Origin of the sequence: Streptomyces sp. NPDC001536 (assembly GCF_042894505.1) — a bacterium.
Taxonomy (GTDB): domain Bacteria; phylum Actinomycetota; class Actinomycetes; order Streptomycetales; family Streptomycetaceae; genus Streptomyces.
In genome coordinates this window covers 161,069-186,890 of record NZ_JBIAVQ010000019.1, presented here as the reverse complement: position 1 = coordinate 186,890, position 25,822 = coordinate 161,069, and the positions used below count along the sequence as shown (strand labels likewise).

Below are 25,822 nucleotides of genomic sequence, written 5' to 3'. Positions count from 1 at the left end.
CCGAGGGTGTAGCCGAAGCCCGGCTCCAGCGGCTCGATCACGAACCGGGAGCGGAACTCGTCAACGACCTCTTCGGTCAGAGACGGACGCTGAGCGATCAGCATGTGATGAATCCTTCAGTCAGGGACGCCCGCTATTTGACGTCCTTGCCACCGGGCGGTAGCCCGATGTTGATACAGCTACAAGGGTACGGGCGATACGACACCGAAGTGCCGTACCGCCCGAATCCTCAAGACAACCGTGCGTCAGACGCGGCGGCGCTTCGGCGGACGGCAGCCGTTGTGCGGGGTGGGGGTGACGTCCTGGATGGAGCCGACCTCGAGACCGGTGGCCTGGAGGGAGCGGATCGCGGTCTCGCGACCGGAGCCCGGGCCCTTCACGAAGACGTCAACCTTGCGCATGCCGTGCTCCTGCGCGCGGCGGGCGGCCGACTCGGCGGCCATCTGCGCGGCGAAGGGGGTGGACTTGCGCGAGCCCTTGAAGCCGACGTGGCCGGCGGAGGCCCAGGAGATCACGTTGCCCGAGGGGTCCGTGATCGAGACGATCGTGTTGTTGAACGTGCTCTTGATGTGCGCGTGGCCGTGAGCGACGTTCTTCTTTTCCTTGCGGCGCACCTTCTTGGCAGCGCCCTGACGACCCTTGGGGGGCATCTAGTAACTCCTACGGGGAGGTGGTCGGTCCTACAGCGAAGACCGCTGATGAAGCGTTGTCCGCTGTGGACTACTTCTTGCCCGGCTTCTTCTTGCCGGCGATGGCGCGACGCGGGCCCTTGCGGGTACGAGCGTTCGTGCTGGTGCGCTGACCGCGGACGGGCAGACCACGACGGTGACGGAGACCCTGGTAGCAACCGATCTCGACCTTGCGGCGGATGTCGGCCTGGATCTCGCGACGGAGGTCACCCTCGGTCTTGATGTTGTTGTCGACGTACTCACGAATCGCGACGAGCTGCTCCTCGGAGAGGTCGCGAACGCGGGTGTTCGGGTCGACGCCGGTCTCGGCCAGCGTCAGCTGGGAGAGAGTGCGGCCGATACCGAACACGTAGGTCAGGGCGACCTCCACGCGCTTTTCGCGCGGGATGTCAACACCGGAAACGCGTGCCATTCAATGGCTCCTGGTGATCTTCGGAGGTCTTCCACAGAACCGGTTCCCAGCCGCCGTACCAGGTACGAACTGGGTCCCCGGCCTCCGAACCGGGGGTATCAGGCACCGTGGTGCCTGGGTCCTGCGTATGAACAAATTCAGCTCGCGTCGCGCGAATCTCTGCGATGTCGATGCAGAGGGATAGGTCGTGCGTCAGCCCTGGCGCTGCTTGTGGCGCGGGTTCTCGCAGATGACCATGACCCGACCGTGACGGCGGATCACCCTGCACTTGTCGCAGATCTTCTTGACGCTCGGCTTGACCTTCATTGGTGAGGTTCTCCGGGTCAGTGCCACCACCCCGTCCGGAGACGGGATGCGGGCAAGATCTACTTGTAGCGGTAGACGATCCGGCCACGCGTCAGGTCGTACGGAGAGAGCTCCACCACGACCCGGTCGTCAGGGAGGATGCGGATGTAGTGCATACGCATCTTGCCGCTGATGTGTGCCAGGACCTGGTGGCCGTTCTGGAGCTCGACCTTGAACATGGCGTTCGGAAGAGACTCGACGACAGTGCCCTCGATCTCGATGGCACCTTGCTTCTTGGCCACGCTTCGCCCTTCGAATCGACTACCTTGATCGACTCTGTACGAGCGCATGCAGACATGCGGGTGCACGAGAGCCGACGAGTCAGTCTACGTCAGCACACCCGGAAAGACGAATCGAGGAAGAATGCCCGGGGAGGGAGATCTTTAAGCACGCAGGGGTCAGGGACGCGCCCCTTCAAGGGCGCGGGGAACTGCGCGACCAGCCACGACGCGCCCGCAGACCGCATACGACTCAAGCCAGCGGGTCGGGGGCGGCGACAACCCCGTACTCGGCCAGCTTCGCCTTGCCCCCGTCGGGAGCCGTGAGCACCAGCGGCCCGTCCACGGTCAACGCCACAGAGTGCTCCCAGTGCGAAGACCACGTACCGTCCGTCGTGATGACGGTCCAGTCGTCCGACAGGACCTCCGTCCGCGGCGTACCCAGCGACACCATCGGCTCGATCGCGAGGCAGAAGCCGGGAACCAGCTTCGGCCCCTTCCCCCGACGCCGGTCGACGTAGTTCAGCAGATGCGGATCCATGTGCATCTCGGTGCCGATGCCATGGCCGCCGTAGTCCTCGATGATCCCGTAGCGCCCGCCGCCGGCCTTCGGCTGCCGGCGGATGTACGTCTCGATGGCCTTGGAGACGTCCACCAGCCGGTTGCCCTGCTTCATCGCGGCGATCCCGGCCCACATGGACTCTTCCGTCACCCGGGACAGCTCAAGGAGCTCCGGAGCGTGACCGGACCCCACGAAGGCCGTGTAGGCCGCGTCACCGTGCCAGCCGTCGACGATCGCGCCGCAGTCGATGGAGATGATGTCGCCGTCCTTGAGGACCACGTCCTCGGACGGGATGCCGTGGACCACGACCTCGTTCACCGAGGTGCAGATCGTCGCCGGGAATCCGCCGTACCCCAGGAAGTTCGACTTCGCCCCGTGCTCGGCGAGCACCTTGCGCGCGACCTCGTCCAGGTCCTTCGTGGACGCCCCCGGCACGGCCGCTTCCCGCGTGGCCGCGTGGATGGCGGCGACGACCAGCCCCGCCTCACGCATCTTGGCGATCTGCTCGGGGGTCTTGATCTGCACCATGGGGGGCCTGCGCTCTCCGTCACTCGCTGGGTCGGTTACCTACACAACAGTACGGCCGTGCAGTCCCTGGGGACTCCACGGCCGTACCAGGACGACGACTACTGGTCGTCGCCCTCACGCTTCAGTCCGGCCAGCGCACGAGTGGTGACCTCGTCCACCGGACCCATGGCCTCGATCGTGACGACCAGGCCCTGCGACTTGTAGTAGTCGATGATCGGCTCGGTCTGCGTGTGGTAGACCTCGAGCCGCGTGCGGACGGTGGCCTCGGAGTCGTCGTCCCGCTGGTACAGCTCGCCGCCGCAGACGTCGCAGACGTCTTCCTTGGCCGGCTTCTTGTACGTCACGTGGAAGACGTGCGAGGAGTCGTTACGGCAGATGCGCCGACCGGCGATCCGCTTGACGACCTCCTCCTCGGGGGCCTCCAGGTCCAGTACCGCGTCCAGCTTGATGCCCTCGGTGTTCAGCAGCTCGTCCAGCGCCTCGGCCTGTGAGACGTTCCGCGGGAAGCCGTCCAGCAGGAAGCCGTTGACGGCGTCCGGCTGTTCCATACGGTCCTTCGCCATCGCGATGGTGACCTCGTCGGGGACGAGGTTGCCGGCGTCCATGTAGGACTTCGCGAGTTTGCCAAGGTCCGTCTGCTGGCTGATGTTGGCGCGGAACAGGTCGCCCGTGGAGATGTGCGGGACACGCAGTTTCTCGGCGAGGCGCGTGGCCTGCGTTCCCTTTCCGGCGCCAGGCGGCCCGACGAGGACGATTCGCATCAGCGGAGGAACCCTTCGTAATTGCGCTGCTGGAGCTGGCTCTCGATCTGCTTCACCGTCTCAAGACCCACACCCACGATGATCAGGATGCTGGTCCCGCCGAACGGGAAGTTCTGGTTTGCCCCGAAACCAACCAACGCCATCGTCGGGACGAGAGCGATCAGACCCAAGTACAGCGAACCCGGCCAGGTGATCCGGTTGAGTACGTAGGAGAGGTACTCAGCGGTCGGTCGGCCAGCCCGGATGCCCGGGATGAAGCCACCATACTTCTTCATGTTGTCGGCGACTTCCTCGGGGTTGAAGGAGATCGCGACGTAGAAGAAGGCGAAGAAAACGATCAGCAAGAAGTACATGGTGATGTAAATCGGGTGGTCGCCCTTGGTGAGATTCTGCTCGACCCAGGTTTTCCAGCCGGAGTTGCTGCTCGAGAACTGCGCGATGAGAGCCGGGATGTACAGCAGCGACGACGCGAAGATGACGGGAATCACACCCGCCTGGTTCACCTTCAGCGGGATGTACGTGGACGTACCGCCGTAGGCGCGGCGGCCGATCATCCGCTTCGCGTACTGAACCGGGATACGGCGCTGAGCCTGCTCGACGAAGACCACCAGTCCGACCATGACCAGGCCGACCGCGACGACGGTGCCGAACTCGATCCAGCCGTCCGCCAGGGTGCCCTGCTTCTTGATGGCCCACAGAGCCGACGGGAAGGTGGCGGCGATCGAGATGAACATCAGGATCGACATGCCGTTGCCGATGCCGCGGTCGGTGATGAGCTCACCGAGCCACATCACGACGGCCGTACCGGCGGTCATGGTGATGACCATGACGATCGTGGTGAAGATCGAGCGGTCCGGGACGATGGACGACGCCGCGGTGCAGCCGGAGAACAGGGCGCCGCTGCGGGCGGTGGCGACAAGGCCGGTGCCCTGGAGGATGGCGAGCGCCACGGTCAGGTAGCGGGTGTACTGCGTGATCTTCGCGGTACCGGCCTGGCCCTCCTTCTTGAGGGCTTCCAGGCGCGGGATGACCACGGTCAGCAGCTGCAGGATGATGCTCGCCGTGATGTACGGCATGATCCCGAGCGCGAAGATGGTGATCTGCAGCAGCGCTCCGCCGCTGAACATGTTGACCAGACCGAAGAGGCCCTGGTTCGCGGACGCCTCGTCGACGCACTGCTGAACGGACTTGTAGTCGACGCCGGGGATCGGGACGTGCGTACCGACTCGGTACACCACGATGATGCCCAGCGTGAAGAGCAGCTTCTTGCGCAGGTCGGGCGTCTTGAACGCCCGGGCGAACGCGGTGAGCACGGTGCCTCCTGCGACCCCCGCGCTACTGCGTCAAGGGTGACGGTCTTGAGGTTCGACGGATACAGACGAATACGTAACGGCCAACTGCCGCTCAAGGTGCCCCAGGTGCAGCACCCTGTGAAAGTTGGCAGTGCAGGCCACCTTACCGGCGAGACTGCCACCCTAGGAACGACCAACCGGGGATACCCCATTTGTGGGGTATCCCCGGTCGGGATCGCTCAAGTCATCGAGACGCCTGAGGTGTTCAGACGAGCTCGGTGACGGTGCCGCCGGCCGCGGTGATCTTCTCCTTGGCGGAGCCGGAGACGGCGTCGACCGTCACCTGCAGCGCCACGGAGATCTCACCCTGGCCGAGGACCTTGACGAGGCTGTTCTTGCGAACGGCACCCTTGGCCACCAGACCCTCGACCGTGACCTCGCCACCCTCGGGGTAGAGCGCGGCCAGCTTGTCGAGGTTCACGACCTGGAACTCGGTCTTGAACGGGTTCTTGAAGCCCTTCAGCTTCGGAAGACGCATGTGGAGGGGCATCTGCCCACCCTCGAAGCGCTCCGGAACCTGGTAACGGGCCTTCGTGCCCTTGGTACCACGACCGGCCGTCTTACCCTTCGACGCCTCACCACGACCCACACGGGTCTTGGCGGTCTTGGCGCCCGGGGCGGGACGGAGGTTGTGGATCTTGAGCGGGTTGTTCTCCGCCATGATCAGTCGACCTCCTCGACCGTCACGAGGTGGCGGACGGTGTGCACCATGCCGCGGAACTCGGGACGATCCTCCTTGACGACCTGCGTGTTGATGCCCTTGAGACCAAGGGAGCGCAGGGTGTCACGGTGGTTCTGCTTGCTGCCGATGTAGGACTTGACCTGCGTAATCTTGAGCTGCGCCATGATTACGCACCCGCCCCGGCACGCGCACGGAGAAGAGCCGCGGGAGCGACGTCCTCGAGGGGCAGACCACGGCGGGCCGCGATCTCCTCGGGACGCTGCAGACCCTTGAGGGCCTCCACGGTCGCGTGCACGATGTTGATGGCGTTGTCGGAGCCGAGCGACTTCGACAGCACGTCGTGGATACCGGCGCACTCGAGCACGGCACGCACCGGGCCACCGGCGATAACACCGGTACCGGGGGACGCGGGCTTGAGCAGAACGACGCCGGCAGCCTTCTCACCCTGGATGGGGTGCGGGATGGTGCCCTGGATACGGGGGACCTTGAAGAAGTGCTTCTTGGCCTCCTCAACACCCTTGGCGATGGCGGCCGGCACCTCCTTGGCCTTGCCGTAACCGACACCCACGGTGCCGTCACCGTCGCCCACCACGACCAGCGCGGTGAAGCTGAAGCGACGACCACCCTTCACAACCTTGGCGACACGGTTGATCGCGACGACACGCTCAACGTAAGCGGTCTTCTCGGCGGCAGCAGCGCCACCGTCACGACCCTTACGGTCCCGCCGCTCGCCGCCACCGGCACCGCTTCCGCGGCGCTGGGGTCCAGCCATTGGATTACCTCTCTCTTTCCGCTAGCTACGAGCGGCTCAGAACTTGAGCCCGGCTTCGCGGGCGGCGTCCGCCAGGGCGGCGATGCGCCCGGCGTACTGGTTGCCACCACGGTCGAATACGACGGCCTCGACGCCGGCGGCCTTGGCGCGCTCGGCGACCAGGGCGCCGACCGACTTGGCCTGCGCGGACTTGTCGCCCTCGTTGCCGCGGATCGAGGTGTCCAGGGTCGACGCCGACGCCAGGGTGTGACCCTTGATGTCGTCGATGACCTGGGCCACGATGTGGCGGTTCGAGCGCGTGACTACGAGACGCGGACGCTCAGCCGTACCCGAGATGTGCTTACGGATACGAATGTGACGGCGCTTGATCGCGGCGCGCTTGTAGGCGTCGCCCTTGAGGATCTTCTGTCCGTATGCCATGGCTTACTTACCCGCCTTTCCGACCTTGCGGCGGATGACTTCGCCCTCGTACTTGACGCCCTTGGCCTTGTACGGGTCGGGCTTGCGCAGCTTGCGGATGTTGGCCGCAACCTCGCCGACCTTCTGCTTGTCGATGCCCTCGACCGAGAAACGGGTCGGGTTCTCAACCTTGAAGGTGATGCCCTCGGGGGCTTCGACGGTGATCGGGTGGCTGTAGCCCAGAGCGAACTCGAGGTTCGATCCCTTGGCCGTGACGCGGTAACCGACACCGCTGATCTCGAGCTTCTTCACGTAACCCTGGGTCACGCCGGTGATCATGTTCGCCACCAGCGTGCGGGACAGGCCGTGCAGGGCCTTGCTCTGACGCTCGTCGTTGGGGCGGGTGACGCTGAGCACGCCGTCCTCACCCTTGGCGATCTCGATCGGCGCGGCGACGGTGTGGGTCAGCGAGCCCTTGGGGCCCTTGACCGAGACCGTCTGGCCGTCGATGGTGACGTCCACGCCGGCGGGAACCGTGATGGGGAGCTTGCCAATGCGCGACATAGCTGTTTCCTCCGTTCCCTTCCGCTACCAGACGTAGGCGAGGACTTCTCCGCCTACGCCCTTCTTGCCGGCCTGCTTGTCGGTGAGGAGCCCGTGCGACGTGGAGATGATCGCCACGCCGAGGCCGCCCAGCACCTTGGGCAGGGAGGTGGACTTCGCGTAAACCCGGAGACCGGGCTTGGAGATCCGCTTGATGCCCGCGATGGAGCGCTCACGGTTCGGGCCGAACTTCAGCTCGAGGACGAGGTTCTTGCCGACCTCGGCGTCCTCGACCTTCCAGCCCGTGATGAAGCCCTCCTGCTGGAGGATCTCCGCGATGTGAGACTTGATCTTGGACGCCGGCATCGTCACGGAGTCGTGGTACGCCGAGTTCGCGTTCCGCAGACGCGTAAGCATGTCTGCGATCGGATCAGTCATGGTCATGAATTGGCCTTCGGCCTCTCTCGCCGGGGTTTCCTGGTGCGCCATCCCTCTCCTCGATCCGAGACGAGGCGGGTGCGGTGCGGTGGACCTACGGCGTAGTAAGTCGTACGGGCGACCATCAGGCGCCCAACCCTCCTAGCCTAAGCCATGGAGAGGAGGGCGCCTGACACGCCCAGTGCTTACCGAGAGCCCTTGGAGTCCCTAAAAGCGGGGACTACCAGGAGCTCTTGGTCACGCCCGGCAGCTCGCCACGGTGAGCCATCTCACGAAGGCACACGCGGCACAGGCCGAACTTGCGGTACACGGAGTGCGGACGGCCGCAGCGCTGGCAGCGGGTGTACGCACGCACACCGAACTTGGGCTTGCGAGCAGCCTTGGCAATCAGAGCCTTCTTCGCCATCTCGCTCACGCCTCCTTGAAGGGGAAGCCGAGGTGACGAAGGAGGGCACGGCCCTCAGCGTCGTTGGTCGCCGTGGTCACCACGGTGATGTCCATACCCCGGGTACGGTCGATCTTGTCCTGGTCGATCTCGTGGAACATGACCTGCTCCGTGAGACCGAAGGTGTAGTTGCCACGGCCGTCGAACTGCTTGGGGGACAGACCACGGAAGTCGCGGATGCGCGGAAGCGCGAGCGACAGGGTGCGGTCCAGGAACTCCCACATGCGGTCGCCACGGAGCGTGACGTGGGCACCGATCGGCTGACCCTCACGCAGCTTGAACTGCGCGATGGACTTGCGGGCCTTGGTGACGGCCGGCTTCTGACCGGTGATCGTGGTGAGGTCGCGAATCGCGCCGTCGATCAGCTTGGAGTCGCGGGCGGCGTCGCCCACACCCATGTTGACCACGATCTTGACGAGGCCGGGGATCTGCATGACGTTCTCGTAGGAGAACTCCTCACGCAGCTTGCCCGCGATCTCCTCGCGGTACTTCGTCTTGAGACGCGGAGTGGTGGTGGTAGCCATCAGATGTCCTCACCCGTCCGCTTGGCAACGCGGATCTTGTTGCCCTCGTCGTCGAAGCGGTAACCGACACGCGTGACGACCTTGTTGCCGTCCTTCTCAACGACCAGCTGGACGTTGGAGACGTGGACGGGCGCCTCGGTCGTGACGATGCCACCGGCCTGCGAACCCTTGGCGGTCGGGCCGGCCTTGGTGTGCTTCTTGACCCGGTTGACACCCTCGACCAGGACGCGGTCCTCGCGGGGGTAGGCCGCGATGACCTTGCCCTGCTTGCCCTTGTCCTTACCGGTGATGACCTGAACCAGGTCGCCCTTCTTGATCTTCATGCTTACAGCACCTCCGGCGCGAGCGAGATGATCTTCATGAACTTCTTCTCGCGCAGCTCACGGCCGACCGGGCCGAAGATACGGGTGCCACGAGGGTCGCCGTCGTTCTTGAGAATGACAGCGGCGTTCTCGTCGAAGCGGATGTACGAGCCGTCGGGACGGCGGCGCTCCTTGACGGTGCGAACGATGACCGCCTTGATGACGTCACCCTTCTTCACGTTGCCGCCGGGGATCGCGTCCTTGACGGTGGCGACGATGACGTCACCGATGCCCGCGTAGCGGCGACCGGAGCCACCGAGCACACGGATGCAAAGGATTTCCTTCGCACCAGTGTTGTCGGCGACACGCAGTCGCGACTCCTGCTGGATCACGTCTATCTCCTGTTTGTCTGCCGGTTCCCCGGGAGCCGCTCAGCGAGCGGCTCCCGGAGCCTGGCGGAACTGACCTGCGGATTTACCCCGCAGGAAATTACTTGGCCTTCTCGAGGATCTCGACGATGCGCCACCGCTTCGTGGCGGACAGCGGCCGGGTCTCCGCGAGGAGGACACGGTCGCCGACGCCGGCGGCGTTCTGCTCGTCGTGCGCCTTGAGCTTGTTCGTACGGCGGATGACCTTGCCGTACAGCGCGTGCTTGACGCGGTCCTCGACGGCGACGACGACGGTCTTGTCCATCTTGTCGCTGACGACGAGACCCTCACGGGTCTTGCGGAAGCCGCGGGCCTCTGCAGTCTGCTCAGTCACGTTGCTCTCACTCATCAGGCGCTCTCCACCGTCTCGATGCCCAGCTCGCGCTCACGCATCAGGGTGTAGATCCGCGCGATGTCCTTACGGACGGCCTTGAGCCGACCGTGGTTCTCGAGCTGACCCGTCGCCGCCTGGAAGCGGAGGTTGAACAGCTCTTCCTTGGCTTCGCGGAGCTTCGCCAGAAGCTCCTCGTCACCCAGTTCGCGCAGCTCGGACGCCTTGGTACCGGCCGACATCACGCTTCACCTGCCTCGCGCTTGACGATCCGGCACTTCATCGGCAGCTTGTGGGCTGCGCGAGTCAGGGCCTCACGGGCGATCTTCTCGTTGGGGTAGGACAGCTCGAACATGACCCGGCCCGGGTGCACGTTCGCGATCCACCACTCCGGAGAACCCTTACCGGAACCCATGCGGGTCTCGGCAGGCTTCTTCGTGAGCGGGCGGTCCGGGTAGATGTTGATCCAGACCTTGCCGCCACGCTTGATGTGGCGGGTCATCGCGATACGGGCCGCCTCGATCTGGCGGTTGGTCACGTACGCCGGCGTGAGGGCCTGAATGCCGTACTCGCCGAACGCGACCGTCGTACCGCCCTTGGCCTGACCACGGCGCTTCGGGTGGTGCTGCTTGCGGTGCTTGACCCTACGGGGGATCAGCATGTCGGTCAGGCCTCCGTTCCGGTGCTCTCAGCCGGAGCGGCGGCAGCGGGAGCCTCGGCCTTGGGGGCCTCGGCGCCGGCAGCCTGCTGCGGCTTACGACCGCGCCCGCCGCGCTCGCCACCACGGCCACCACGGGCCGGGCGGTCGGAGCCGCCACCACGGGCCGGGCGGTTACCCGCACGGGCCGCGGCGTTCTCGGCGCGGACCTCGGCGATGTTCTTGACATCGCCCTTGTAGATCCAGACCTTCACACCGATGCGGCCGAAGGTCGTCTTGGCCTCGAAGAAGCCGTAGTCCACGTTCGCGCGGAGCGTGTGCAGGGGCACGCGGCCCTCGCGGTAGAACTCCGAGCGGGACATCTCGGCGCCGCCGAGGCGGCCGCCGCACTGGATCTTGATGCCCTTGGCGCCGGCCTTCATCGCCGACTGCATGCTCTTACGCATGGCGCGACGGAAGGAGACGCGGGAGGAGAGCTGCTCGGCGACGGCCTGAGCAACCAGCTGAGCGTCCGTCTCGGGGTTCTTGACCTCGAGGATGTTCAGCTGGACCTGCTTGCCCGTGAGCTTCTCGAGGTCACCGCGGATGCGGTCGGCCTCGGCGCCACGGCGGCCGATGACGATGCCCGGACGCGCGGTGTGGATGTCCACGCGGACGCGGTCACGGGTGCGCTCGATCTCCACCTTCGAGATGCCGGCGCGCTCCATACCGGACGTCATCATCCGACGGATGGCGACGTCTTCCTTGACGTAGTCCTTGTACAGCTTGTCGGCGTACCACCGGGACTTGAAGTCCGTGGTGACACCGAGCCGGAACCCATGCGGGTTAACCTTCTGGCCCATTACCGGGTTCCTTCCTTGCTGCTGACGACCACGGTGATGTGGCTGGTCCGCTTGCGGATCCGGTAGGCACGGCCCTGGGCGCGCGGACGGAACCGCTTCAGGGTCGGGCCCTCGTCGACGTACGCCTCGGAGATGAAGAGGCTGTCGGCGTCGGTGTGGTCGTAGTTGTGCGCGGCGTTGGCAATGGCGCTGTCGAGCACCTTGCCGACCGGCACGGAGGCTGCCTGCGGAGCGAATCGCAGAACAGCCTGAGCCTCCGTGGCATCCATGCCACGGATAAGGTCCACCACGCGGCGGGCCTTCATGGGCGTAACGCGGATGTACCGCGCCTGGGCCCTGGCTTCCATGGTTGTCCCTCTCAGTTACTTACGTGTCTGAATGCGATCCGCTACTAGCGGCGCTTCGACTTCCGGTCGTCCTTGACGTGACCCCGGAAGGTACGAGTCGGCGAGAACTCGCCGAGCTTGTGACCGACCATCGACTCGGTGACGAACACCGGGATGTGGGTCTTGCCGTTGTGCACCGCGAGCGTGTGGCCGAGCATGGCCGGCACGATCATGGAGCGACGGGACCAGGTCTTGATGACGTTCTTGGTGCCTGCTTCGTTCTGGGCGTCCACCTTCTTGATCAGGTGGTCGTCGACGAAGGGCCCCTTCTTGAGACTGCGCGGCATCTAAACCCGCTCCTAGCGCTTCTTGTTCGTCTTGCGGCGGCGGACGATGTACTTGTTCGAAGCCTTCTTCGGCGAACGAGTACGACCCTCCTTCTGACCCCACGGGGAGACCGGGTGGCGACCACCGGAGGTCTTGCCCTCACCACCACCGTGCGGGTGGTCGACCGGGTTCATCGCCACACCGCGGACGGTCGGGCGAACGCCCAGCCAGCGCTTACGGCCGGCCTTGCCCCAGTTGATGTTGCTCTGCTCGGCGTTGCCGACCTCGCCGACGGTGGCGCGGCAGCGCACGTCGACCAGGCGGATCTCACCGGAAGGCATGCGGAGGTGGGCCATCTGGCCCTCCTTCGCGAGCAGCTGCACGGAGGCACCGGCGGAGCGGGCGAACTTGGCGCCGCCACCGGGACGGAGCTCGATCGCGTGGATCGTGGTACCGACCGGGATGTTGCGGAGCGCCAGGTTGTTGCCCGGCTTGATGTCGGCCCCGGGACCGTTCTCGACGCGGTCGCCCTGCGACAGGTTGCGGGGGGCGAGGATGTAGCGCTTCTCGCCGTCCGCGTAGTGCAGCAGCGCGATGCGCGCGGTGCGGTTGGGGTCGTACTCGATGTGCGCGACCTTCGCCGGCACGCCGTCCTTGTCGTGACGACGGAAGTCGATCACACGGTAGGCGCGCTTGTGTCCGCCACCCTGGTGGCGAACGGTCACACGACCGGCGTTGTTACGGCCGCCCTTGCTGTGCAGGGGGCGGACCAGCGACTTCTCCGGCGTGGACCGCGTGACCTCGACGAAGTCGGCGACGCTGGAGCCACGACGGCCCGGCGTAGTCGGCTTGTACTTGCGGATTCCCATTTCTCAGTCCTCGTCCGATATCGGACGATCCGACCCGCTTACGCGGTCGGACCGCCGAAGATGTCGATACGGTCGCCCTCAGCAAGGGTCACGATCGCGCGCTTGGTGCCGGCACGCTGGCCGAAACCGGTGCGGGTCCGCTTGCGCTTGCCCTGGCGGTTGATCGTGTTGACCCCGGTGACCTTGACCGAGAAGACCGCCTGGACGGCCTGCTTGATCTGGGTCTTGTTGGCGTTGGGGTCGACGATGAACGTGTACTTGTTCTCGTCGAGGAGCGCGTAGCTCTTCTCCGACACGACCGGCTTCAGCAGCACGTCACGGGGGTCCGTGTACGCCTTGCTGGGCGCGGTGACGACGGTGTTCTTGCCCTCGGCCTCGTGACGACGCGCCTTGGCGACGCGCGCGGCCTTGGCGGCCTTGGCCGCCTTCGAGGCAATGCTCGGGTGACGGACGGCCATCAGACCTCAGTCCCTTCGGTGTCGTTGGCCTTCGGGCCGGCGACGAAGGACTCGAGAGCGGCCTGGGTGAAGACCACGTCGTCCGAGACGATCACGTCGTACGTGTTCAGCTGGCCCGGCTCCAGGATGTGGACCTGGGGCAGGTTGCGGGCGGACAGCCACGCGGCCTCGTCGGCGCGGTCGACGACCAGGAGCAGGTTCTTGCGCTCCGAGATCTTGCCGAACAGCGTGCGAGCGGCCTTCGTGGACGGGGAGTCGCCCTCGATCACGCCGGTGACGACGTGGATGCGGTTGTTGCGGGCCCGGTCGGTGAGGGCGTGACGCAGCGCGGCAGCCTTCATCTTCTTCGGGGTCCGCTGCGAGTAGTCACGCGGCACGGGACCGTGCACGACGCCACCACCGGCGAACTGCGGCGCGCGGGTCGAGCCCTGACGGGCGCGGCCGGTGCCCTTCTGGCGGTAAGGCTTCTTGCCACCACCACGGACTTCGCCACGGGTCTTGGTCTTGTGCGTGCCCTGACGGGCAGCCGCGTTCTGCGCGACGACGACCTGGTGGATCAGCGGGATGCTGACCTTCTCCACGCCGAAGATCTCCGCGGGGAGTTCGACGCTTCCGGTCTTCTCGCCGGCAGGCGAAAGGATGTCAACAGTGCTCATCGGTACCTCAGGCCCCCTTGGCCGCGGTGCGGACCAGGACGAGGCCGCCGTTCGGACCGGGGACAGCGCCCTTGATGAGCAGCAGACCCTTCTCCGCGTCAACGGCGTGGACGGTCAGGTTCTGGGTGGTGACCCGCTCGTTGCCCATGCGACCCGCCATGCGGAGGCCCTTGAACACGCGGCCCGGGGTGGCGCAGCCACCGATGGAACCGGGAGAGCGGTGCTTGCGCTGGGTGCCGTGTCCGGCGCCGAGGCCCTTGAAGTTGTGACGCTTCATGACACCGGCGAAGCCCTTGCCCTTGCTCTTGCCGGTCACGTCGACCTTGATGCCGGCCTCGAACACCTCAGCGGTGATCTCCTGGCCGAGGGTGTACTCGCTGGCGTCAGCGGTACGGATCTCGACGAGGTGGCGGCGGGGAGTGACGTCGGCCTTGGCGAAGTGGCCCTTGAGGGGCTTGTTCACCTTGCGCGGGTCGATCTCGCCGAACGCGATCTGGACGGACTCGTAGCCGTCGACGTCGTTCGTACGGACCTGGGTGACGACGTTGGGGCCGGCCTTGACGACGGTGACCGGAACAACACGGTTGTTCTCGTCCCACACCTGCGTCATGCCGAGCTTCTCGCCCAGGATGCCCTTGATCTGCTTAGCCATTCTCAGATCACCGATCCCTAGAGCTTGATCTCGATGTCGACACCGGCCGGAAGGTCGAGTCGCATCAGAGAGTCAACGGTCTTGGGCGTGGGGTCGAGAATGTCGATCAGGCGCTTGTGCGTGCGCATCTCGAAGTGCTCGCGCGAGTCCTTGTACTTGTGCGGCGACTTGATGACGCAGTACACGTTCTTCTCAGTGGGCAGCGGCACCGGGCCCGCGACCGACGCACCAGTACGCGTCACCGTCTCGACGATCTTCTTCGCCGAGCTGTCGATGACCTCGTGGTCGTAGGCCTTGAGCCGGATGCGGATCTTCTGTCCCGCCATGGCTACTCAGTAGTCCTTTGTCTCGTTTAACGCTCTGGAACCCGGTGTTCCTGTCTTCCGCTCTCCGACCCACGCGGTCGGGTGTGTCGCGCTCGTACTGACACAGATGCCCCTTGTTCGAGCACCCCTTGTCTGGGAGCACGGCCCTTCCGGAACCGCAAGCCGGGGGCGGAAGGCCCACCGGGTGCCTGGTCTGTGCCGTACCTTGCTTCCCGAAAGATTCCCGTACGTCCGCCCCAGCGCTGCCATGTGGCAGTTAGGGCGACGAGTACTGTGGGACTCGCTTCCGGTCCTCCCGGCGGGAGGCGCGCAGCATCAACACTCGACCGAGCAACTCGGACAGTCTGCCATATGGGGCGGGCGGCTGGCCAATCGAGCCGGAGAGAATACCCCGGGAGTGACGCAGGTCAAACGCGGGTGGCAGCCCGGTCGGGCGATTCCCCATGGTTTGGCACCTCACGCGTCTCACGGCAGGCTATTTTGCCGTTCTGATCAAGGGTGTACGAGGTCGGGAGGTCGCGAGTCGTGGTCAAGGTACGGCTGGAGACCAGCCGGGAGCATGTCGCCGAGCTGGCTCGGCTGAGTGATCCCGTAGGCGCTGTCGAGGAGCTGATCTGGAACGCTCTCGACGCCGACGCCGAGTAGTCGTCGTCACGCTGGAGCGCAACGATCTCGGTGGAGTGGACCGGATGCGCATCGAGGACGACGGCACCGGATTGTCCTCCGATCACTGCGAGGAGTACTTCCGGCCCATCGGCACGTCGTGGAAGAAGCGCGCGCAGGGCACTCCGGTGAAAAAGCGGGCTCTGCACGGCAAGAACGGACGGGGCCGGGTCCGCGCCTTCGCGCTCGGTGTCCAGGTGTGCTGGACCAGTGTGAGTGACAACCCTGAGGGCAGGCAGCGGCTGGTGATCGAGTCCGACCGGCACTCCATGGACGAGTTCGACATCAGCGAACCCGAGCCCACGACAGCCGCGGCCGGCACGCTCTTCGAGGCGTTCGGCAGCAGGGGTCTCGACGTGCTCGCGGAGGACCGCACCAGGTCATCTCTGACCGCGGCCTTCGCCACGTACCTGGAGAAATATCCCGACGTCCGCTGTGGCCGACCGTCCCGCACATCCCACGGCCCGGCTACCGCCACGACAGCGAGCGCCTGCTCGACCTCACCGCACACTGGCGCGAGGCAGCACTCGAACTCGGCGAGTTCGCCCCGCCGCATCCCGACCTGCGAATCGTCAGCGACACGGCATCGCCCTCGTAGCTCTCCACTCCAGGGCCAGGGAGCAAGGGCTTGCCCACCAACCTCTGTGCCGCCGGCACCCGCAGGCCGGGCCTACGCCGACACCACATGCACACCGGCACCGGCGAGTGCCTCGGTGATCACCCTGGCGTCGGGCGAGCGGACCTCGATGGCCTCTCCTGAGGCGAGAAGCAGATCGACGGTCGGATCGAGCCAGGCGACGGTGTTGGGGATCAGCGCCGCGCCGACGAGCTCTGACAGAGGCAGATCAAGGGCGCTGCCGTCCACTCCGCGCAGGTGAAGCGTCCCGGCGTCGACCGCCAGGGCGCCCGCGCGTGCGGTTCAGGACTCCGTGTCTGCTGGGCTCTCGTCCTCCGGCTCTAGGTCCCAGATACGGACGAGGATCTTGTGCGTCAGCTTCTCGATGTCCTTGGCAGCCTGAATGACCTGGGCGATGTCGTCGGTGGCCGTCCACAGGACGGTATCCGCTTCGATGTCATCATTGCGCCAGGCATACCTCAGTCCGGCTAGCACTTCCGGGGCGTCGTCCTGGCGCACGTAGCGAAGTGCGCGCAAGCCCTCTCCAAGGTCCTCAGTCCGGTATGCCTCGACGACCGGGGGCTCGACCGCGTCAGGATCGCCCGCTTGGATCAGTGCGCGCAGTGTCTCCGCGCGATTGCCCTCTGCGGGGTGCACTGCGGCGAAGACGGGCAGTGGCACGCTCGTCGGCGATGTGATGTGCAGCAAGGCTCGCGTGTCGAACCGTTCCGGTGCGAAGGCGTCCGCGCATCGCCGCAGCGTGCCCGCGAGGAACGGAATCCCGAACTCTCCTGGGTCCTGGGCGTGCGATTGCCACAACAATTCGGCGGACTCGCTCGCCCAGGCGTCGATGTCCTGCCACGACTCCTCGTCCCATCGGGGTGGAAGCTCGAGCCAAAGGCTCGGGTCGTAGTCGATGACAAGATCGAACTCGTGGTCCAGATCAACCCAGTTCTCAGTCATGCCCAGCTCCACCGAAAGGTCGCCATCAACGCATCGAACCACTCGACGAGCGCGTCAGCCAGATCGTCCCTCGGGTCTCCGGCACCGGTGGTGGAGAAGACGGCCAAGAACCACTGACTGGGATTGCCCGGCACGGACACCGTGTAGCGCACGCTTCGACCGGCCAAGTCGGCTCCGCGACCCGGGTCGGCGGGCGTCACACCCTCCTGACGCACCGCGAGGGCACCGTCGATCTCTCCGCTTCTCAGATCCCAGTCCGTCCCATTGCTCCGGGCGAGCAGTTGCACAGCGACCTCGGCGGGATCGGAGGTGGCTACGGAAGAACCGTCGGGAGCAGATCGTGAGGGCAACAGAGCCTTGGAGATGACGATCGAGGCACCAAGGTTGATATCGCCCGACAACCGCATCGGCAGGTAGATTTCCAGCGCCTTGGCCCTCTGGGCATCAGCGATGGCTGCACGGAGCCTGCGCTCCACCTCGAGCCGGAGAGGTGTCAGCTTGTCGCGTGGTACGTCACTGGGTACGCGCGCGAACGCCTCAGCAGCAATCCTGTGCGCGGTCTCTTCCGCTCTTCCTTGGCGCACCGGAATCTGCACCCAGTCCGAAGGAAGCAACAGACGATAACCGGTGGGCGGAGAAGTCACCTCAGTCATGGTTGCCGCTCTGTTTGTTCGTGTGCCAGATACCGGCGAACACCGAGACACTGAAAATTACCGCAGGCCAGAGCTGCCAGCGACCGTCGAACACGGCAAAGGGCAGGGCGTAGAAGAGGTAGAAGCCGCTGAAGAACCGTAGGTGAGACTCCAGCTGAAAAACCTGCTCTCGCAAAGCCGGGTTCCGGTATCGGAACAGCACCAGCAGTGGGGTGACAGCGGCCACATCCCACTCCCAGGTCGGAAGTGGGAGAAGCGCCTCGCCCTGGATCCTCCTCGTGGCCATCGACAGAGCGACCCGTACGAACGCCAGCATGCAGACGGCCAGAAGCAGATATCGGTATCGATCACCACGCAACTGCTGGCCGTCGCTGGCGTGGGAGAAGCTGACCTGTGGCGCGCCTTGAGCCGCTTCCTGCGCGGCCCGGGCGGAACGAACGGCCTTGGGAGAGAGCCGCGGGGGCCGCTGACCACGGGTTCGCACACGTGCTGGACGCACGTTACGCGGCTGACGCGGTGATGCCGCGTCCGACTCGTCCGCCACCAGCCTGCCCCTCACCACTGCGAACCGACGGGCGCGGAGATCCGCGCCTTCATGCGATCGTATTCGTCGGACGTGTAATCGAGCTCGCTCGCCAGCTTGTCGCCGGCGTCAAGGCTGGTCCCGGTGATCCACGAACCCCGGTAGGCGCTGAGGTGCTTGCCGGCCGCTTCCGCACTCTGGTTCAACGCTGCACTGCCCGGGAACTGGTCGCGCCAGAGCTTGATGTCGTTCACCTGTTTGATGATCGACTTGTCGCCGAACACGCTTGCCGCCTCACGGAGGGTCGGTCGCGGCAGCTCAGCTGTCTTTACGGCGTGAGCGGCACTCTTACCCTTCTGGAAGTCCGCAGTTCTGTGGAGGCGGCCAGCCTTACCCCCAACGCGTCGCGCGCCTGCGCTCGCGCGCCGTGCTTCCTGCTTGGCCTTCTGCTTGGCGAGTCCCTCCGCGACTTCTCGGGCGCCCTTTTGTAGCCCTTTGATGGCTTTAGCGGCTTTAATTCCGTTACGTGCCATCTTCAAGGCTCCGACATCCATCAGAACGTCGAACCAAGAGCCATTTCCGGTCAGTGCCTGGGTCAAATGGATCAAGGCGACCACGCCAGTCAGTGCCAGGGCCACGACGCCGAGCGCCGGGAAGAAGATGGCCAGAACGGAGATACCCGTTGCGATCCAGCTCAACGTCTCGGCCAGCTTGCCGAGCCACTCGGCGTCGCCAACCCACGCCTTGACGTCGTTCCACCAGCTGTCCTCCATGTCGTCGTCGATCGACTTCCCGATCTCGCGGGCGTAGTGCCCTGCCCGTTCGTCATAGAAGGACACCGCTGAGTTCAGTTTCGTGCGGGCGTTCTCCAGATCCTCCTTGGCCTGCTTAACGGCAGGGTCGTCGGCTTCCGAACCAGAACGACCCTTGTCGGAGCCCTGCCCCTTGTCGTCGGGCTTGTGGCTGTCCAGGATCCGCTGAGCGTCCTTCGCGTCCTGCAGCGCGCGGTCCGCCTTTTTCTGGGCTTCCTCCACGTCATCCGCCCAGCCGTTGAGGTGTCCCTTCACTTCCCGGTAGCGGTCCTCGGCCAGATCAAGCCTCTTGGACAGGCCGCCGGCCTTCTCTCCGATCTTGTCCGCGTACTTGCCCTTGAGGCCGTCGGCGTCGGCGATCGCCTGCAGGGTCGCGGCCTGGTCGCGGAGCTTCTTGGCGATCTTCTTCATGTGCGTGACTTCGTCACGGATCCCCTCCGGGTCACCCGGAACGGGATCCGCTTCGGCAAGAGGTGACCAGTCAGTCGGCCGCACCATGGAAAGTCCCCCCGTGGCGAGTTGCTGGCGTCATCGATTCGTACGCGCCCGGGCGCTACTCCTTCTTTCCCTGGGTGGCCTTGGCCAGTTCGCCGTCGAGGCCCTGGAAGGCGTCCCGGGTTGCTTCGACCATGTCCCCGACCTCCCCGATCTCCTTGATCAGGCGCTTGCGGTTCTTGTCCCAGTTGTCCACGAACTCGCCCATAGCCTTCCTGACGCGCGAGTCGCCGACGACTGCGGTGACCTCCGCTTTCCACGCACCCAGGCCCTTGAACTCCTTGCGGATGTCGTCGAGTTGCGTCGCGCTGGTGTTCAGCAGGTCATAGTCGACCTGCAGATCGGACCCCTTGGACACCTTTACTCCTCGTGGTGGTCAGCGGTTGACGGCCTGGATCTCCTGGACGACGACGTCCCGGTCGGCGCCGAACGTGCCGTTCGGCAGGTCCCCGCCCTGGCCGGTGGTGCTCGTCCAGCTGATCTTCCAGGTGATGGTCGCCTGCAGCTTGTAGGAACCGTCGCCGGAGGACCGCAGGTACTTCACGCCGCACGGCGGTGTTTCGCTGGCCTTGCCTTTGGCATACGGCTCGCCGATCTTCCCGTTTCGGATCTCGCACTCGCCGGACGCGGGGTAGGTGACCGCGTCGTCCGTGCCCGGGGTGATCTTCAGCGAGATCGGCTCGGCGGTGGTCGTCGCGCTGAGGCCGAGCAGCGGGACGGAAGCGGTGACGGAGACCGGCTTGAACTCCGCGGTGTCCAGCCAGGCCCAGGTCGGCAGGTTCACCTTCGTGGTGTTCTCCGGGGCGAGATCGACCTTGGTGGAGGGGACGCGGATCTCGCCGTAGGCGAGCTGGGCGAGGGTCTCGGCGGTGATGGCCTGCGGACGGTTGGCCGGCGGCGCGTCGCCCTTGTCGACCCAGAACGGCATCTCATCGCAGTCATTGGACGCCGGGTCGGCCTCCCGGCCCTCGGTGACGTACGAATCCCACCAGTAGCCGTCGTCAGCCTTGTCCTGGTTGAAGTCCTTGTACGGGTCGCCGTTGACGAAGTAGTTCTGCGTCATCAGGGCCCACTCGTGGCTGGGCGCGCTGCTCTGCCAGACCTGCCGCATCTGCGCCTCAAGTTCCTTGGGCGTGTACTTCGGCGCGTAGTAGCAGGCAGGGGGAGTCCAGGACGTCGAGGTCGATGTGACAGCGCCGGCCGAGGTGCCGCTGCCGTTCCTCGAACGGTCGTAGACGATCCCGGCGGAGACGGTCGAGGTGACCTTGTCACCGTCGGCACCGCCCGAGGCACTGGTGCCCGACTCGGAGTCGGATCCGCCGCCGAACGAGCCCTCTCCAGGGTTGGTCTTCGAAGCGAAGGCGCTGGGAGCCGCGGACATCAGGATTGCCGCTGCGGCAGTGGCCGCCGTGGCGAGACGGAGCCAGTTGGTCACGGCTGGCACCCCGCAGCACCGCGGACCGACGTGATCTTCACCAGCTCCCAGATCCCCTGCTTGTTCTTGATGACCTGCGCGTTGTAGGCGACGTAGCTGTCCTTGGTCACCTCAGTGCCCTTGAGCTCGCCGGTCTTGATGACCTTGCTGTACGCCTTGCTCTCGTCGGCGCAGTAGCCGATAGCGGCGCTGGTTTCGGACTTCACCTTCACGGCGCGGTTGAAGTACCGCGTGGTGCCCGTTACCGTCCAGCCCGCGTCCTTGAACCCCTTGACCCACTGTTCAGCGGACGCAGCACCCTCGCCCTCCGTGTAGAACTCCAGGGCAGGAAGTCGCGGATTCTGGGCGATGATTGCCGCGTCGAGCGCGCGGATGAGTTCGGCGTTGTCCTTCAGGACTGCGTCCTTGACAGGGTCACCGGTTTCTTCCGGAGTGAAGACCTCTTTGACGTCTGACGGCAGCTTGACAGTCGGGCGCTCGGCGGAACCCGATGCGCTCGCACTCGGTGAAGCCGAGGCCGACGAGTCGGCTCCCGTGTCCGCCCCCGCGATCTTGTCGTTGCCCTTGGCGCTGTCATCGCCACCCCCGCAGGCGGACAGCGACAGGGCCGCGACAGCGGTCAGCGCGGCGGCTGCGAGCAGTGTGGGACGGCGGTTCACGGATGGCTCCCGGTGGGGCGAGGATTCTCACGAGTGTGCCAACGCTATCTATGGGACTTGGGGCGACGCCAGTTGGGTTTACGTCAAACGCGATCTTCCAACTGGGCAAATCTCAAAAGATGCCGCTATACGCAGCGCGGTCACGCGGTCACCGTTTCATAGTGCAACGAAGTCTGTGAACATGGCCGCACCGGCGCTGAACACAGGACCCAGGAGCCCGGATCGGGACACCGACGTCAAGATCCGGCCGCGCAGCGCAACCGGGCGGCGAGTTCCGACGCCTGACGGCGACGAGGCCGCAAGCGATGCTGAATGTGCGGCTGTTGAGCGGGCGGCACAGGATGCCAGCGACTCTCCTCAGCGCACTTGAGGAGAGACTCCCCTGACTGTTGGACGACTCTTTGTATGAGTACGAAGGCGGAGGTTGGCGACCCTTCGGTGGAGGAAACGAAGGTCCCGCAGTCCCATTGAGCACCAGGCGACAGAGCTCGAATCAAGGCAGCTCGGCCCAAGTCCCCATCGTCGCCTCCAGCGTCCAGATGCGGACCTCGGCCTGCGCGCGGGTGGCGTACAGATCCTGCTCGGCGACGACGCTCAGGTCGCCCGTGCCTAGCTGCTGCCGCACCGCGTGCTCGGCCATGTCCATGCCGGTGGTGCCGCCATCGCACAGTGCGCTCAGGAAGGCGTCGTCCCAGTGCGCTCGTGCAGGACCTCTGGCGCCTCGCCCAGGGTGGTCTTGCGCAGCATGCTCATGAATGCCGTGGCACAGCTGCGGCGGGCCACACCGCCCTTGATCTGGAAGACGTGGTTTCCGGTCTCCACCACCGTCGCCGTCGGCAGCACGAAGCGCACCTTGGCTTTCAACCGGGCGTCCATCTCCGCGAGGACATCCGCGCGACGGTCGTTCATGTACGGCACGCCAAGAACCTCGCCGAAGACCGAGGTGTCGAGAAAATCGACCACGGGGAGCTGGAGCCCGGACTCACGCTGCCTGCTCACGGACTCACAGACTCCTCAGGAAATCCTCGACGCTGGTCACATCGGTGTCGCGGGGACGTACGGCATCGGGTAGACGCCCCTTGGCCACCGCACCCCCGAGGTCGCCGGCCGCGAGCAGGTCCACATATCCGGGCAGCTCGGTGAGACGGGTCAGGAGGCTCTCACCGGAGTCCGGGTGCCTGCTGCAGACGACAACGCCCGAATGGTCTGTGCGGTGAGGGAGTTGAGCAGGGCCGGGCTATGCCTGGTGAACAGCACGTCGATGCGACGTCGCTGGGACTGCTCCTTCATCAGGCGCAGCACACGCGCCGCCTGAGTGGGATACAGGCTGGACTTGCCGCTGCCGTAACGGCCGATCAGCACCATGAGGTCCTGAGGGGGCAGACGCTGCTCGGTGAAGCTCTTGAAAGGGGTCAGGCGCACCTCCTCCAGACGGGGAGTCTTCACCGGACACCTCTCTCGATCGCTACGACCTGACAAGAGTCGGCCAATGGCACCCCACACGAGCGGTAGATCGCTACCACCCGTTCGGTCCTAACCTTGCCCCGCGTTCCGCAACCGCGCGAACGACGTGTCCAACCCCCGCTTCAGCACCCCCGCCACCGGCCGCTCCACGAACCGATGGACGCCCCAACTCAGCAGCAGGAACCCGCAGATCACCACCGCGACCAGCAGCCGGGCGTCCATGGCGTCCCGCAGGCGGTTGATCACCGTCGTACCGGCGACGTAGTGGGTGAGATAGAGCGGATACGTCAGGGCCCCCGCCGTCACCAGCCACTTCCCCCGCACCCGGTCCGTCGCCCCGAGCGCGATCGCGACCATCGCCAGCAGGAACACGGTGAAGATCAGCACGCTCCCCCGCCATCCGGAGACATGCTCGACCTCGTCGATCCGCTGCCCCAGCTCCAGCTGCCCCATCAGCCAGGCCATCCCGAGGATGCCCCACAGCAGCAGGTCCTGGCCGAAGCGGTGCATGAGGTACAGGGCCAGGCCCGCGATGAAGTACCAGGCGCCCTCCGGGTTGGCGAGCAGGTCCAGCAGCGGGAAGTCGGCGACCGGCGTGAGCATCGCCGCGGCGCCCCAGACACAGCAGAAGACGACGACCTTGCGGTACGTCAGGCCGGTGGCGACCACGACCAGGAAGAGCAGGTAGAAGCGGAGCTCGGACCAGAGGGTCCAGTACACGCGGTCGACGTTCTCCACGCCCGAACCGGCTTGCAGCATCGTGAAGTTGAGCAGGACCTCGCGCCACGGCTGGCGGGGCCACACCCCGGGCAGGGCCGCCAGGACGCCCGTGGTGAAGAGGATGCCGAACCAGTACGCCGGGTAGAGCCGGATCACGCGCGAGACGAAGAACTGCCTCGGGGTGCGCCCCCAGCACGACATGCAGATCACGAAGCCGCTGATCACGAAGAAGATCTCGACGCCGATCCAGCCGTAGGAGGCGAACCGGAACACCGTCGGCATGATCTCCGACACCGGCCGGCCCCAGATCGCGTTGTCCGGCTGGTTCACGCGGTACGTACCGGCGTAGTGGTGCACGACCACCATCAGGGCGGCGACGAGGCGCAGGCCGTCGATGGCGTGGAGGCGGCGGTCGGGACGTTTCCGGGCCCCGGGGGCGGGTCTCCGCGGCGCCTCGGTCACGACGAGCGGCGGGAGCGGCTGCTGCACCCCGCGCACCGCCGTACGCATCGGAACCGTCGGTCGGCTGTCCGCGCCGCGCATCCGCACTCTGCCCATCGTCGTCGGGGAACCCGCCCCGGGGGCGGCCGAAGGACGGCTCACGCTACGACGTCACAACCGCCGCATAACACGCGGACAAGAACATTTCTCCCCACCCGGACAGGGAGTTGCCCGAACCCTCGCCGGCGCGCCGCACGGCGTTGGTCCGGCCTTCACGGAACCCCCATAGGTCACGCGCCCCCGAGGAGCAGCGCCTCCAGCGCCTCGTCGTACGCCCGGAACCCGGCCCTGCCGTACGCCGGCGCGTCCGACCGCGGGTCGAGGATCCCCGGCAGCCGAGCGACCCGCCACGTCCGGAAGACCTGTGCCGGGGCGGTGCCGCCCGTCGCGTCCGCGAGGTCGCACGCGATCGTGAGTACGTCGACGATCCGTGCCGCGCCCTGCCCGGCCGCCGTCTCCGCCTCGACGGTGCCGCCGATCAGGGCCCCGAGGAACTCGGTCAGCTGGAGATCCGCCGCCATCCGGCACATACGCCGGACGACGGGCGGCTGGTCGAGCCGGTCCAGGAGCTCCGGGGTGGCCGCGAGATACCCGGAGTACAGCGCCAGATGCGCCCCGGCCACCTCGTACTCCTGGAACCAGCCCATCTCGTCGGCGATCCCCATGGCCGCGTCGTCGAGCCGGCAGACCGACCGGATCCCGTCCATGAGCCGATCGAAGTCGTCCCGCCGCCGCGTCAGGAACTCCCCCGGCGAGCCCTCGGCGAGCTCCCAGGTACCGGTGGCGTTCACGGCCCCGGCCAGCACGACCCCGCCGAGCGGTGCGAAGATCCCTCGGGCGCGCCTCATGCGGCCACCCTAGGCGGGCGCCCGGTCGGCATCGGCGCCGCCCTGCTCGCCGTCATCGGCTGCGACGGCATGGGATCGGCGTCTACGGCCTCCTCGGCAGTGCCACCCAGAGGCGGCCACCGTGGACAGGCCGCCTCACGGTTCCCCCACCCCCGAGGCCCCCTCCACGACCTGCCCCACGACATCCAGGATCCCCTGCCCGAACGCCGTCGGAGCGATGAGCACCCCGAACACCAGCACAAGGGCCACGGTCAGTCTCTCGTCGGCCCGGCTCCGGGCCTGGGTGCGCCGGCGCAATCGCAGGACGATGACGACGGCCAGCAGAACCGCCACGTTGATCGTCAGGATCATCGAGCGAGTCCTTCCCTCTCCCCTCCGGGCAGCCCGGCCCGGATCCACCGCCATGAGCGACTTGTACGGTACGCACCCCGCCTCGGGTCCGACTCGACCGCCGCCCACCGACAACTCCCGTGCTACCGGGCCCTGTTCGGCCACAACCTCGACCCCATGACCCGCACCACCCCGCCCCTGTTCCGACTCGACCGCCGGCCACCGACAACTCCCGCGCCACTGACCGCCGTTCAGCCATAACCCCGGCCCCATGGCCCGCACCACCCGCCTCGGG

The 25,822-nt window shown here is 66.1% G+C and carries 42 protein-coding genes and 2 pseudogenes; 1 reads left to right on the top strand and 43 read right to left on the bottom strand.

All coding sequences use genetic code 11. From position 1 onward, the window contains the following. From ACFY0U_RS39430 to rpsJ, 29 genes and pseudogenes are all read right to left on the bottom strand, one after another. Nucleotides 1-104: pseudogene (locus tag ACFY0U_RS39430) on the bottom strand (DNA-directed RNA polymerase subunit alpha); the annotation flags it as partial. A 141-nt stretch (nt 105-245) separates the two neighbouring features. Further along, on the bottom strand, nt 246-650 hold the full coding sequence (gene rpsK / locus ACFY0U_RS39425; RefSeq protein WP_003956432.1) for a 30S ribosomal protein S11: 405 nt from the start codon (nt 648-650) through the stop codon (nt 246-248). Nucleotides 651-720: 70 nt separating this feature from the next. After that, nucleotides 721-1,101 carry a 30S ribosomal protein S13 gene (gene rpsM / locus ACFY0U_RS39420; RefSeq protein WP_171143562.1) on the bottom strand — a complete coding sequence of 127 codons (381 nt, stop codon included), beginning with the start codon at nt 1,099-1,101 and terminating at the stop codon, nt 721-723. 192 nt (nt 1,102-1,293) lie between these two features. Beyond that, a complete protein-coding gene (gene rpmJ, locus ACFY0U_RS39415) occupies nt 1,294-1,407 on the bottom strand; it encodes a 50S ribosomal protein L36 (protein ID WP_003998809.1) in 114 nt (37 codons plus the stop codon). A 59-nt stretch (nt 1,408-1,466) separates the two neighbouring features. Beyond that, nucleotides 1,467-1,688, bottom strand: coding sequence for a translation initiation factor IF-1 (gene infA / locus ACFY0U_RS39410; RefSeq protein ID WP_003948620.1), 222 nt, complete (start codon nt 1,686-1,688; stop codon nt 1,467-1,469). A gap of 229 nt (nt 1,689-1,917) precedes the next feature. Then, nucleotides 1,918-2,754, bottom strand: coding sequence for a type I methionyl aminopeptidase (gene map / locus ACFY0U_RS39405; protein ID WP_388644350.1), 837 nt, complete (start codon nt 2,752-2,754; stop codon nt 1,918-1,920). A gap of 98 nt (nt 2,755-2,852) precedes the next feature. Then, complete coding sequence (locus ACFY0U_RS39400; protein ID WP_388644347.1) at nt 2,853-3,515, bottom strand: adenylate kinase; 663 nt, start codon at nt 3,513-3,515, stop codon at nt 2,853-2,855. Beyond that, nucleotides 3,515-4,828 carry a preprotein translocase subunit SecY gene (gene secY, locus ACFY0U_RS39395; RefSeq protein ID WP_388644345.1) on the bottom strand — a complete coding sequence of 438 codons (1,314 nt, stop codon included), beginning with the start codon at nt 4,826-4,828 and terminating at the stop codon, nt 3,515-3,517. Before secY ends, ACFY0U_RS39400 begins: the two co-directional genes overlap by 1 nt. 244 nt (nt 4,829-5,072) lie before the next feature. Beyond that, nucleotides 5,073-5,528, bottom strand: coding sequence for a 50S ribosomal protein L15 (rplO, locus tag ACFY0U_RS39390; RefSeq protein WP_003974249.1), 456 nt, complete (start codon nt 5,526-5,528; stop codon nt 5,073-5,075). A 2-nt stretch (nt 5,529-5,530) separates the two neighbouring features. Further along, nucleotides 5,531-5,713 (bottom strand): 50S ribosomal protein L30, encoded by a 183-nt coding sequence (gene rpmD / locus ACFY0U_RS39385; protein WP_003974250.1) that lies wholly within the window; start codon nt 5,711-5,713, stop codon nt 5,531-5,533. Between the two features lie 2 nt (nt 5,714-5,715). Further along, nucleotides 5,716-6,321: a 30S ribosomal protein S5 gene (gene rpsE, locus ACFY0U_RS39380; protein ID WP_019753099.1), complete on the bottom strand. Its 606-nt coding sequence runs from the start codon at nt 6,319-6,321 to the stop codon at nt 5,716-5,718. Between the two features lie 36 nt (nt 6,322-6,357). Next, the gene (gene rplR, locus ACFY0U_RS39375) at nt 6,358-6,741 is read right to left on the bottom strand and encodes a 50S ribosomal protein L18 (protein WP_388644343.1); all 384 of its coding nucleotides are present in this window, start codon (nt 6,739-6,741) and stop codon (nt 6,358-6,360) included. A gap of 3 nt (nt 6,742-6,744) precedes the next feature. Next, the gene (gene rplF / locus ACFY0U_RS39370; RefSeq protein WP_388644342.1) at nt 6,745-7,284 is read right to left on the bottom strand and encodes a 50S ribosomal protein L6; all 540 of its coding nucleotides are present in this window, start codon (nt 7,282-7,284) and stop codon (nt 6,745-6,747) included. A gap of 24 nt (nt 7,285-7,308) precedes the next feature. Then, nucleotides 7,309-7,707, bottom strand: coding sequence for a 30S ribosomal protein S8 (gene rpsH / locus ACFY0U_RS39365; protein ID WP_013001411.1), 399 nt, complete (start codon nt 7,705-7,707; stop codon nt 7,309-7,311). Nucleotides 7,708-7,921: 214 nt separating this feature from the next. Then, a complete protein-coding gene (locus tag ACFY0U_RS39360) occupies nt 7,922-8,107 on the bottom strand; it encodes a type Z 30S ribosomal protein S14 (RefSeq protein WP_003956452.1) in 186 nt (61 codons plus the stop codon). 5 nt (nt 8,108-8,112) lie between these two features. Further along, the gene (gene rplE / locus ACFY0U_RS39355; protein WP_030619154.1) at nt 8,113-8,670 is read right to left on the bottom strand and encodes a 50S ribosomal protein L5; all 558 of its coding nucleotides are present in this window, start codon (nt 8,668-8,670) and stop codon (nt 8,113-8,115) included. After that, nucleotides 8,670-8,993 (bottom strand): 50S ribosomal protein L24, encoded by a 324-nt coding sequence (gene rplX, locus ACFY0U_RS39350; RefSeq protein WP_107904101.1) that lies wholly within the window; start codon nt 8,991-8,993, stop codon nt 8,670-8,672. The genes rplE and rplX overlap by 1 nt, the downstream gene beginning before the upstream one ends. A 2-nt stretch (nt 8,994-8,995) precedes the next feature. Then, nucleotides 8,996-9,364 carry a 50S ribosomal protein L14 gene (rplN, locus tag ACFY0U_RS39345; RefSeq protein WP_003992364.1) on the bottom strand — a complete coding sequence of 123 codons (369 nt, stop codon included), beginning with the start codon at nt 9,362-9,364 and terminating at the stop codon, nt 8,996-8,998. Nucleotides 9,365-9,461: 97 nt separating this feature from the next. Next, the gene (rpsQ, locus tag ACFY0U_RS39340; RefSeq protein ID WP_046263523.1) at nt 9,462-9,749 is read right to left on the bottom strand and encodes a 30S ribosomal protein S17; all 288 of its coding nucleotides are present in this window, start codon (nt 9,747-9,749) and stop codon (nt 9,462-9,464) included. Continuing rightward, on the bottom strand, nt 9,749-9,973 hold the full coding sequence (rpmC, locus tag ACFY0U_RS39335) for a 50S ribosomal protein L29 (RefSeq protein ID WP_003998824.1): 225 nt from the start codon (nt 9,971-9,973) through the stop codon (nt 9,749-9,751). Before rpmC ends, rpsQ begins: the two co-directional genes overlap by 1 nt. Next, on the bottom strand, nt 9,973-10,392 hold the full coding sequence (gene rplP / locus ACFY0U_RS39330) for a 50S ribosomal protein L16 (RefSeq protein WP_004927269.1): 420 nt from the start codon (nt 10,390-10,392) through the stop codon (nt 9,973-9,975). Before rplP ends, rpmC begins: the two co-directional genes overlap by 1 nt. A gap of 5 nt (nt 10,393-10,397) precedes the next feature. After that, nucleotides 10,398-11,231, bottom strand: coding sequence for a 30S ribosomal protein S3 (gene rpsC / locus ACFY0U_RS39325; protein ID WP_301983283.1), 834 nt, complete (start codon nt 11,229-11,231; stop codon nt 10,398-10,400). Then, nucleotides 11,231-11,578, bottom strand: a complete 348-nt coding sequence (gene rplV / locus ACFY0U_RS39320; protein WP_003974262.1) for a 50S ribosomal protein L22 — start codon at nt 11,576-11,578, stop codon at nt 11,231-11,233. Before rplV ends, rpsC begins: the two co-directional genes overlap by 1 nt. A 44-nt stretch (nt 11,579-11,622) precedes the next feature. Next, nucleotides 11,623-11,904, bottom strand: coding sequence for a 30S ribosomal protein S19 (gene rpsS / locus ACFY0U_RS39315; RefSeq protein WP_003992359.1), 282 nt, complete (start codon nt 11,902-11,904; stop codon nt 11,623-11,625). A 12-nt stretch (nt 11,905-11,916) separates the two neighbouring features. Next, nucleotides 11,917-12,753, bottom strand: coding sequence for a 50S ribosomal protein L2 (rplB, locus tag ACFY0U_RS39310; RefSeq protein ID WP_028805741.1), 837 nt, complete (start codon nt 12,751-12,753; stop codon nt 11,917-11,919). Nucleotides 12,754-12,791: 38 nt separating this feature from the next. Beyond that, entirely contained in the window at nt 12,792-13,211 is a 420-nt protein-coding gene (rplW, locus tag ACFY0U_RS39305) for a 50S ribosomal protein L23 (RefSeq protein WP_388644337.1), read from the bottom strand. Further along, nucleotides 13,211-13,867 (bottom strand): 50S ribosomal protein L4, encoded by a 657-nt coding sequence (rplD, locus tag ACFY0U_RS39300; RefSeq protein ID WP_329335805.1) that lies wholly within the window; start codon nt 13,865-13,867, stop codon nt 13,211-13,213. The genes rplW and rplD overlap by 1 nt, the downstream gene beginning before the upstream one ends. A gap of 7 nt (nt 13,868-13,874) precedes the next feature. After that, nucleotides 13,875-14,519: a 50S ribosomal protein L3 gene (gene rplC / locus ACFY0U_RS39295; RefSeq protein ID WP_020135811.1), complete on the bottom strand. Its 645-nt coding sequence runs from the start codon at nt 14,517-14,519 to the stop codon at nt 13,875-13,877. 17 nt (nt 14,520-14,536) lie between these two features. Next, nucleotides 14,537-14,845, bottom strand: a complete 309-nt coding sequence (rpsJ, locus tag ACFY0U_RS39290; protein ID WP_003948644.1) for a 30S ribosomal protein S10 — start codon at nt 14,843-14,845, stop codon at nt 14,537-14,539. Between the two features lie 689 nt (nt 14,846-15,534). Here rpsJ and ACFY0U_RS39285 point away from each other — a divergent pair. Beyond that, nucleotides 15,535-15,702: pseudogene (locus tag ACFY0U_RS39285) on the top strand (hypothetical protein); the annotation flags it as partial. A 476-nt stretch (nt 15,703-16,178) separates the two neighbouring features. Here the strand turns inward: ACFY0U_RS39285 and ACFY0U_RS39280 are convergent. The 14 genes from ACFY0U_RS39280 to ACFY0U_RS39215 form a co-directional block, all read right to left on the bottom strand. Further along, a complete protein-coding gene (locus ACFY0U_RS39280; protein ID WP_388644367.1) occupies nt 16,179-16,373 on the bottom strand; it encodes a hypothetical protein in 195 nt (64 codons plus the stop codon). Nucleotides 16,374-16,427: 54 nt separating this feature from the next. Beyond that, on the bottom strand, nt 16,428-17,087 hold the full coding sequence (locus tag ACFY0U_RS39275; RefSeq protein WP_388644333.1) for a hypothetical protein: 660 nt from the start codon (nt 17,085-17,087) through the stop codon (nt 16,428-16,430). Beyond that, complete coding sequence (locus ACFY0U_RS39270; protein WP_388644330.1) at nt 17,084-17,740, bottom strand: hypothetical protein; 657 nt, start codon at nt 17,738-17,740, stop codon at nt 17,084-17,086. The genes ACFY0U_RS39275 and ACFY0U_RS39270 overlap by 4 nt, the downstream gene beginning before the upstream one ends. After that, nucleotides 17,733-18,284 carry a hypothetical protein gene (locus ACFY0U_RS39265; protein ID WP_388644328.1) on the bottom strand — a complete coding sequence of 184 codons (552 nt, stop codon included), beginning with the start codon at nt 18,282-18,284 and terminating at the stop codon, nt 17,733-17,735. The genes ACFY0U_RS39270 and ACFY0U_RS39265 overlap by 8 nt, the downstream gene beginning before the upstream one ends. Before the next feature lie 11 nt (nt 18,285-18,295). Further along, complete coding sequence (locus ACFY0U_RS39260; protein WP_388644326.1) at nt 18,296-19,573, bottom strand: putative T7SS-secreted protein; 1,278 nt, start codon at nt 19,571-19,573, stop codon at nt 18,296-18,298. Nucleotides 19,574-19,628: 55 nt separating this feature from the next. Then, the gene (locus tag ACFY0U_RS39255; protein ID WP_388644325.1) at nt 19,629-19,928 is read right to left on the bottom strand and encodes a hypothetical protein; all 300 of its coding nucleotides are present in this window, start codon (nt 19,926-19,928) and stop codon (nt 19,629-19,631) included. An 18-nt stretch (nt 19,929-19,946) separates the two neighbouring features. Beyond that, nucleotides 19,947-21,014 (bottom strand): hypothetical protein, encoded by a 1,068-nt coding sequence (locus ACFY0U_RS39250; protein ID WP_388644322.1) that lies wholly within the window; start codon nt 21,012-21,014, stop codon nt 19,947-19,949. After that, on the bottom strand, nt 21,002-21,664 hold the full coding sequence (locus ACFY0U_RS39245; protein ID WP_388644321.1) for a hypothetical protein: 663 nt from the start codon (nt 21,662-21,664) through the stop codon (nt 21,002-21,004). The genes ACFY0U_RS39250 and ACFY0U_RS39245 overlap by 13 nt, the downstream gene beginning before the upstream one ends. Nucleotides 21,665-22,157: 493 nt before the next feature. After that, the gene (locus ACFY0U_RS39240; RefSeq protein ID WP_388644318.1) at nt 22,158-22,310 is read right to left on the bottom strand and encodes a hypothetical protein; all 153 of its coding nucleotides are present in this window, start codon (nt 22,308-22,310) and stop codon (nt 22,158-22,160) included. A 29-nt stretch (nt 22,311-22,339) separates the two neighbouring features. Beyond that, complete coding sequence (locus ACFY0U_RS39235) at nt 22,340-22,663, bottom strand: hypothetical protein (RefSeq protein ID WP_388644316.1); 324 nt, start codon at nt 22,661-22,663, stop codon at nt 22,340-22,342. Nucleotides 22,664-22,813: 150 nt separating this feature from the next. Then, a complete protein-coding gene (locus ACFY0U_RS39230; protein ID WP_388644314.1) occupies nt 22,814-23,110 on the bottom strand; it encodes a hypothetical protein in 297 nt (98 codons plus the stop codon). An 87-nt stretch (nt 23,111-23,197) separates the two neighbouring features. Then, nucleotides 23,198-24,358: an acyltransferase family protein gene (locus tag ACFY0U_RS39225; RefSeq protein WP_388644365.1), complete on the bottom strand. Its 1,161-nt coding sequence runs from the start codon at nt 24,356-24,358 to the stop codon at nt 23,198-23,200. Nucleotides 24,359-24,579: 221 nt separating this feature from the next. After that, a complete protein-coding gene (locus ACFY0U_RS39220) occupies nt 24,580-25,197 on the bottom strand; it encodes a hypothetical protein (protein WP_388644312.1) in 618 nt (205 codons plus the stop codon). A 135-nt stretch (nt 25,198-25,332) separates the two neighbouring features. Beyond that, the gene (locus ACFY0U_RS39215; protein WP_361481069.1) at nt 25,333-25,548 is read right to left on the bottom strand and encodes a hypothetical protein; all 216 of its coding nucleotides are present in this window, start codon (nt 25,546-25,548) and stop codon (nt 25,333-25,335) included. Nucleotides 25,549-25,822: the final 274 nt, after the last annotated feature.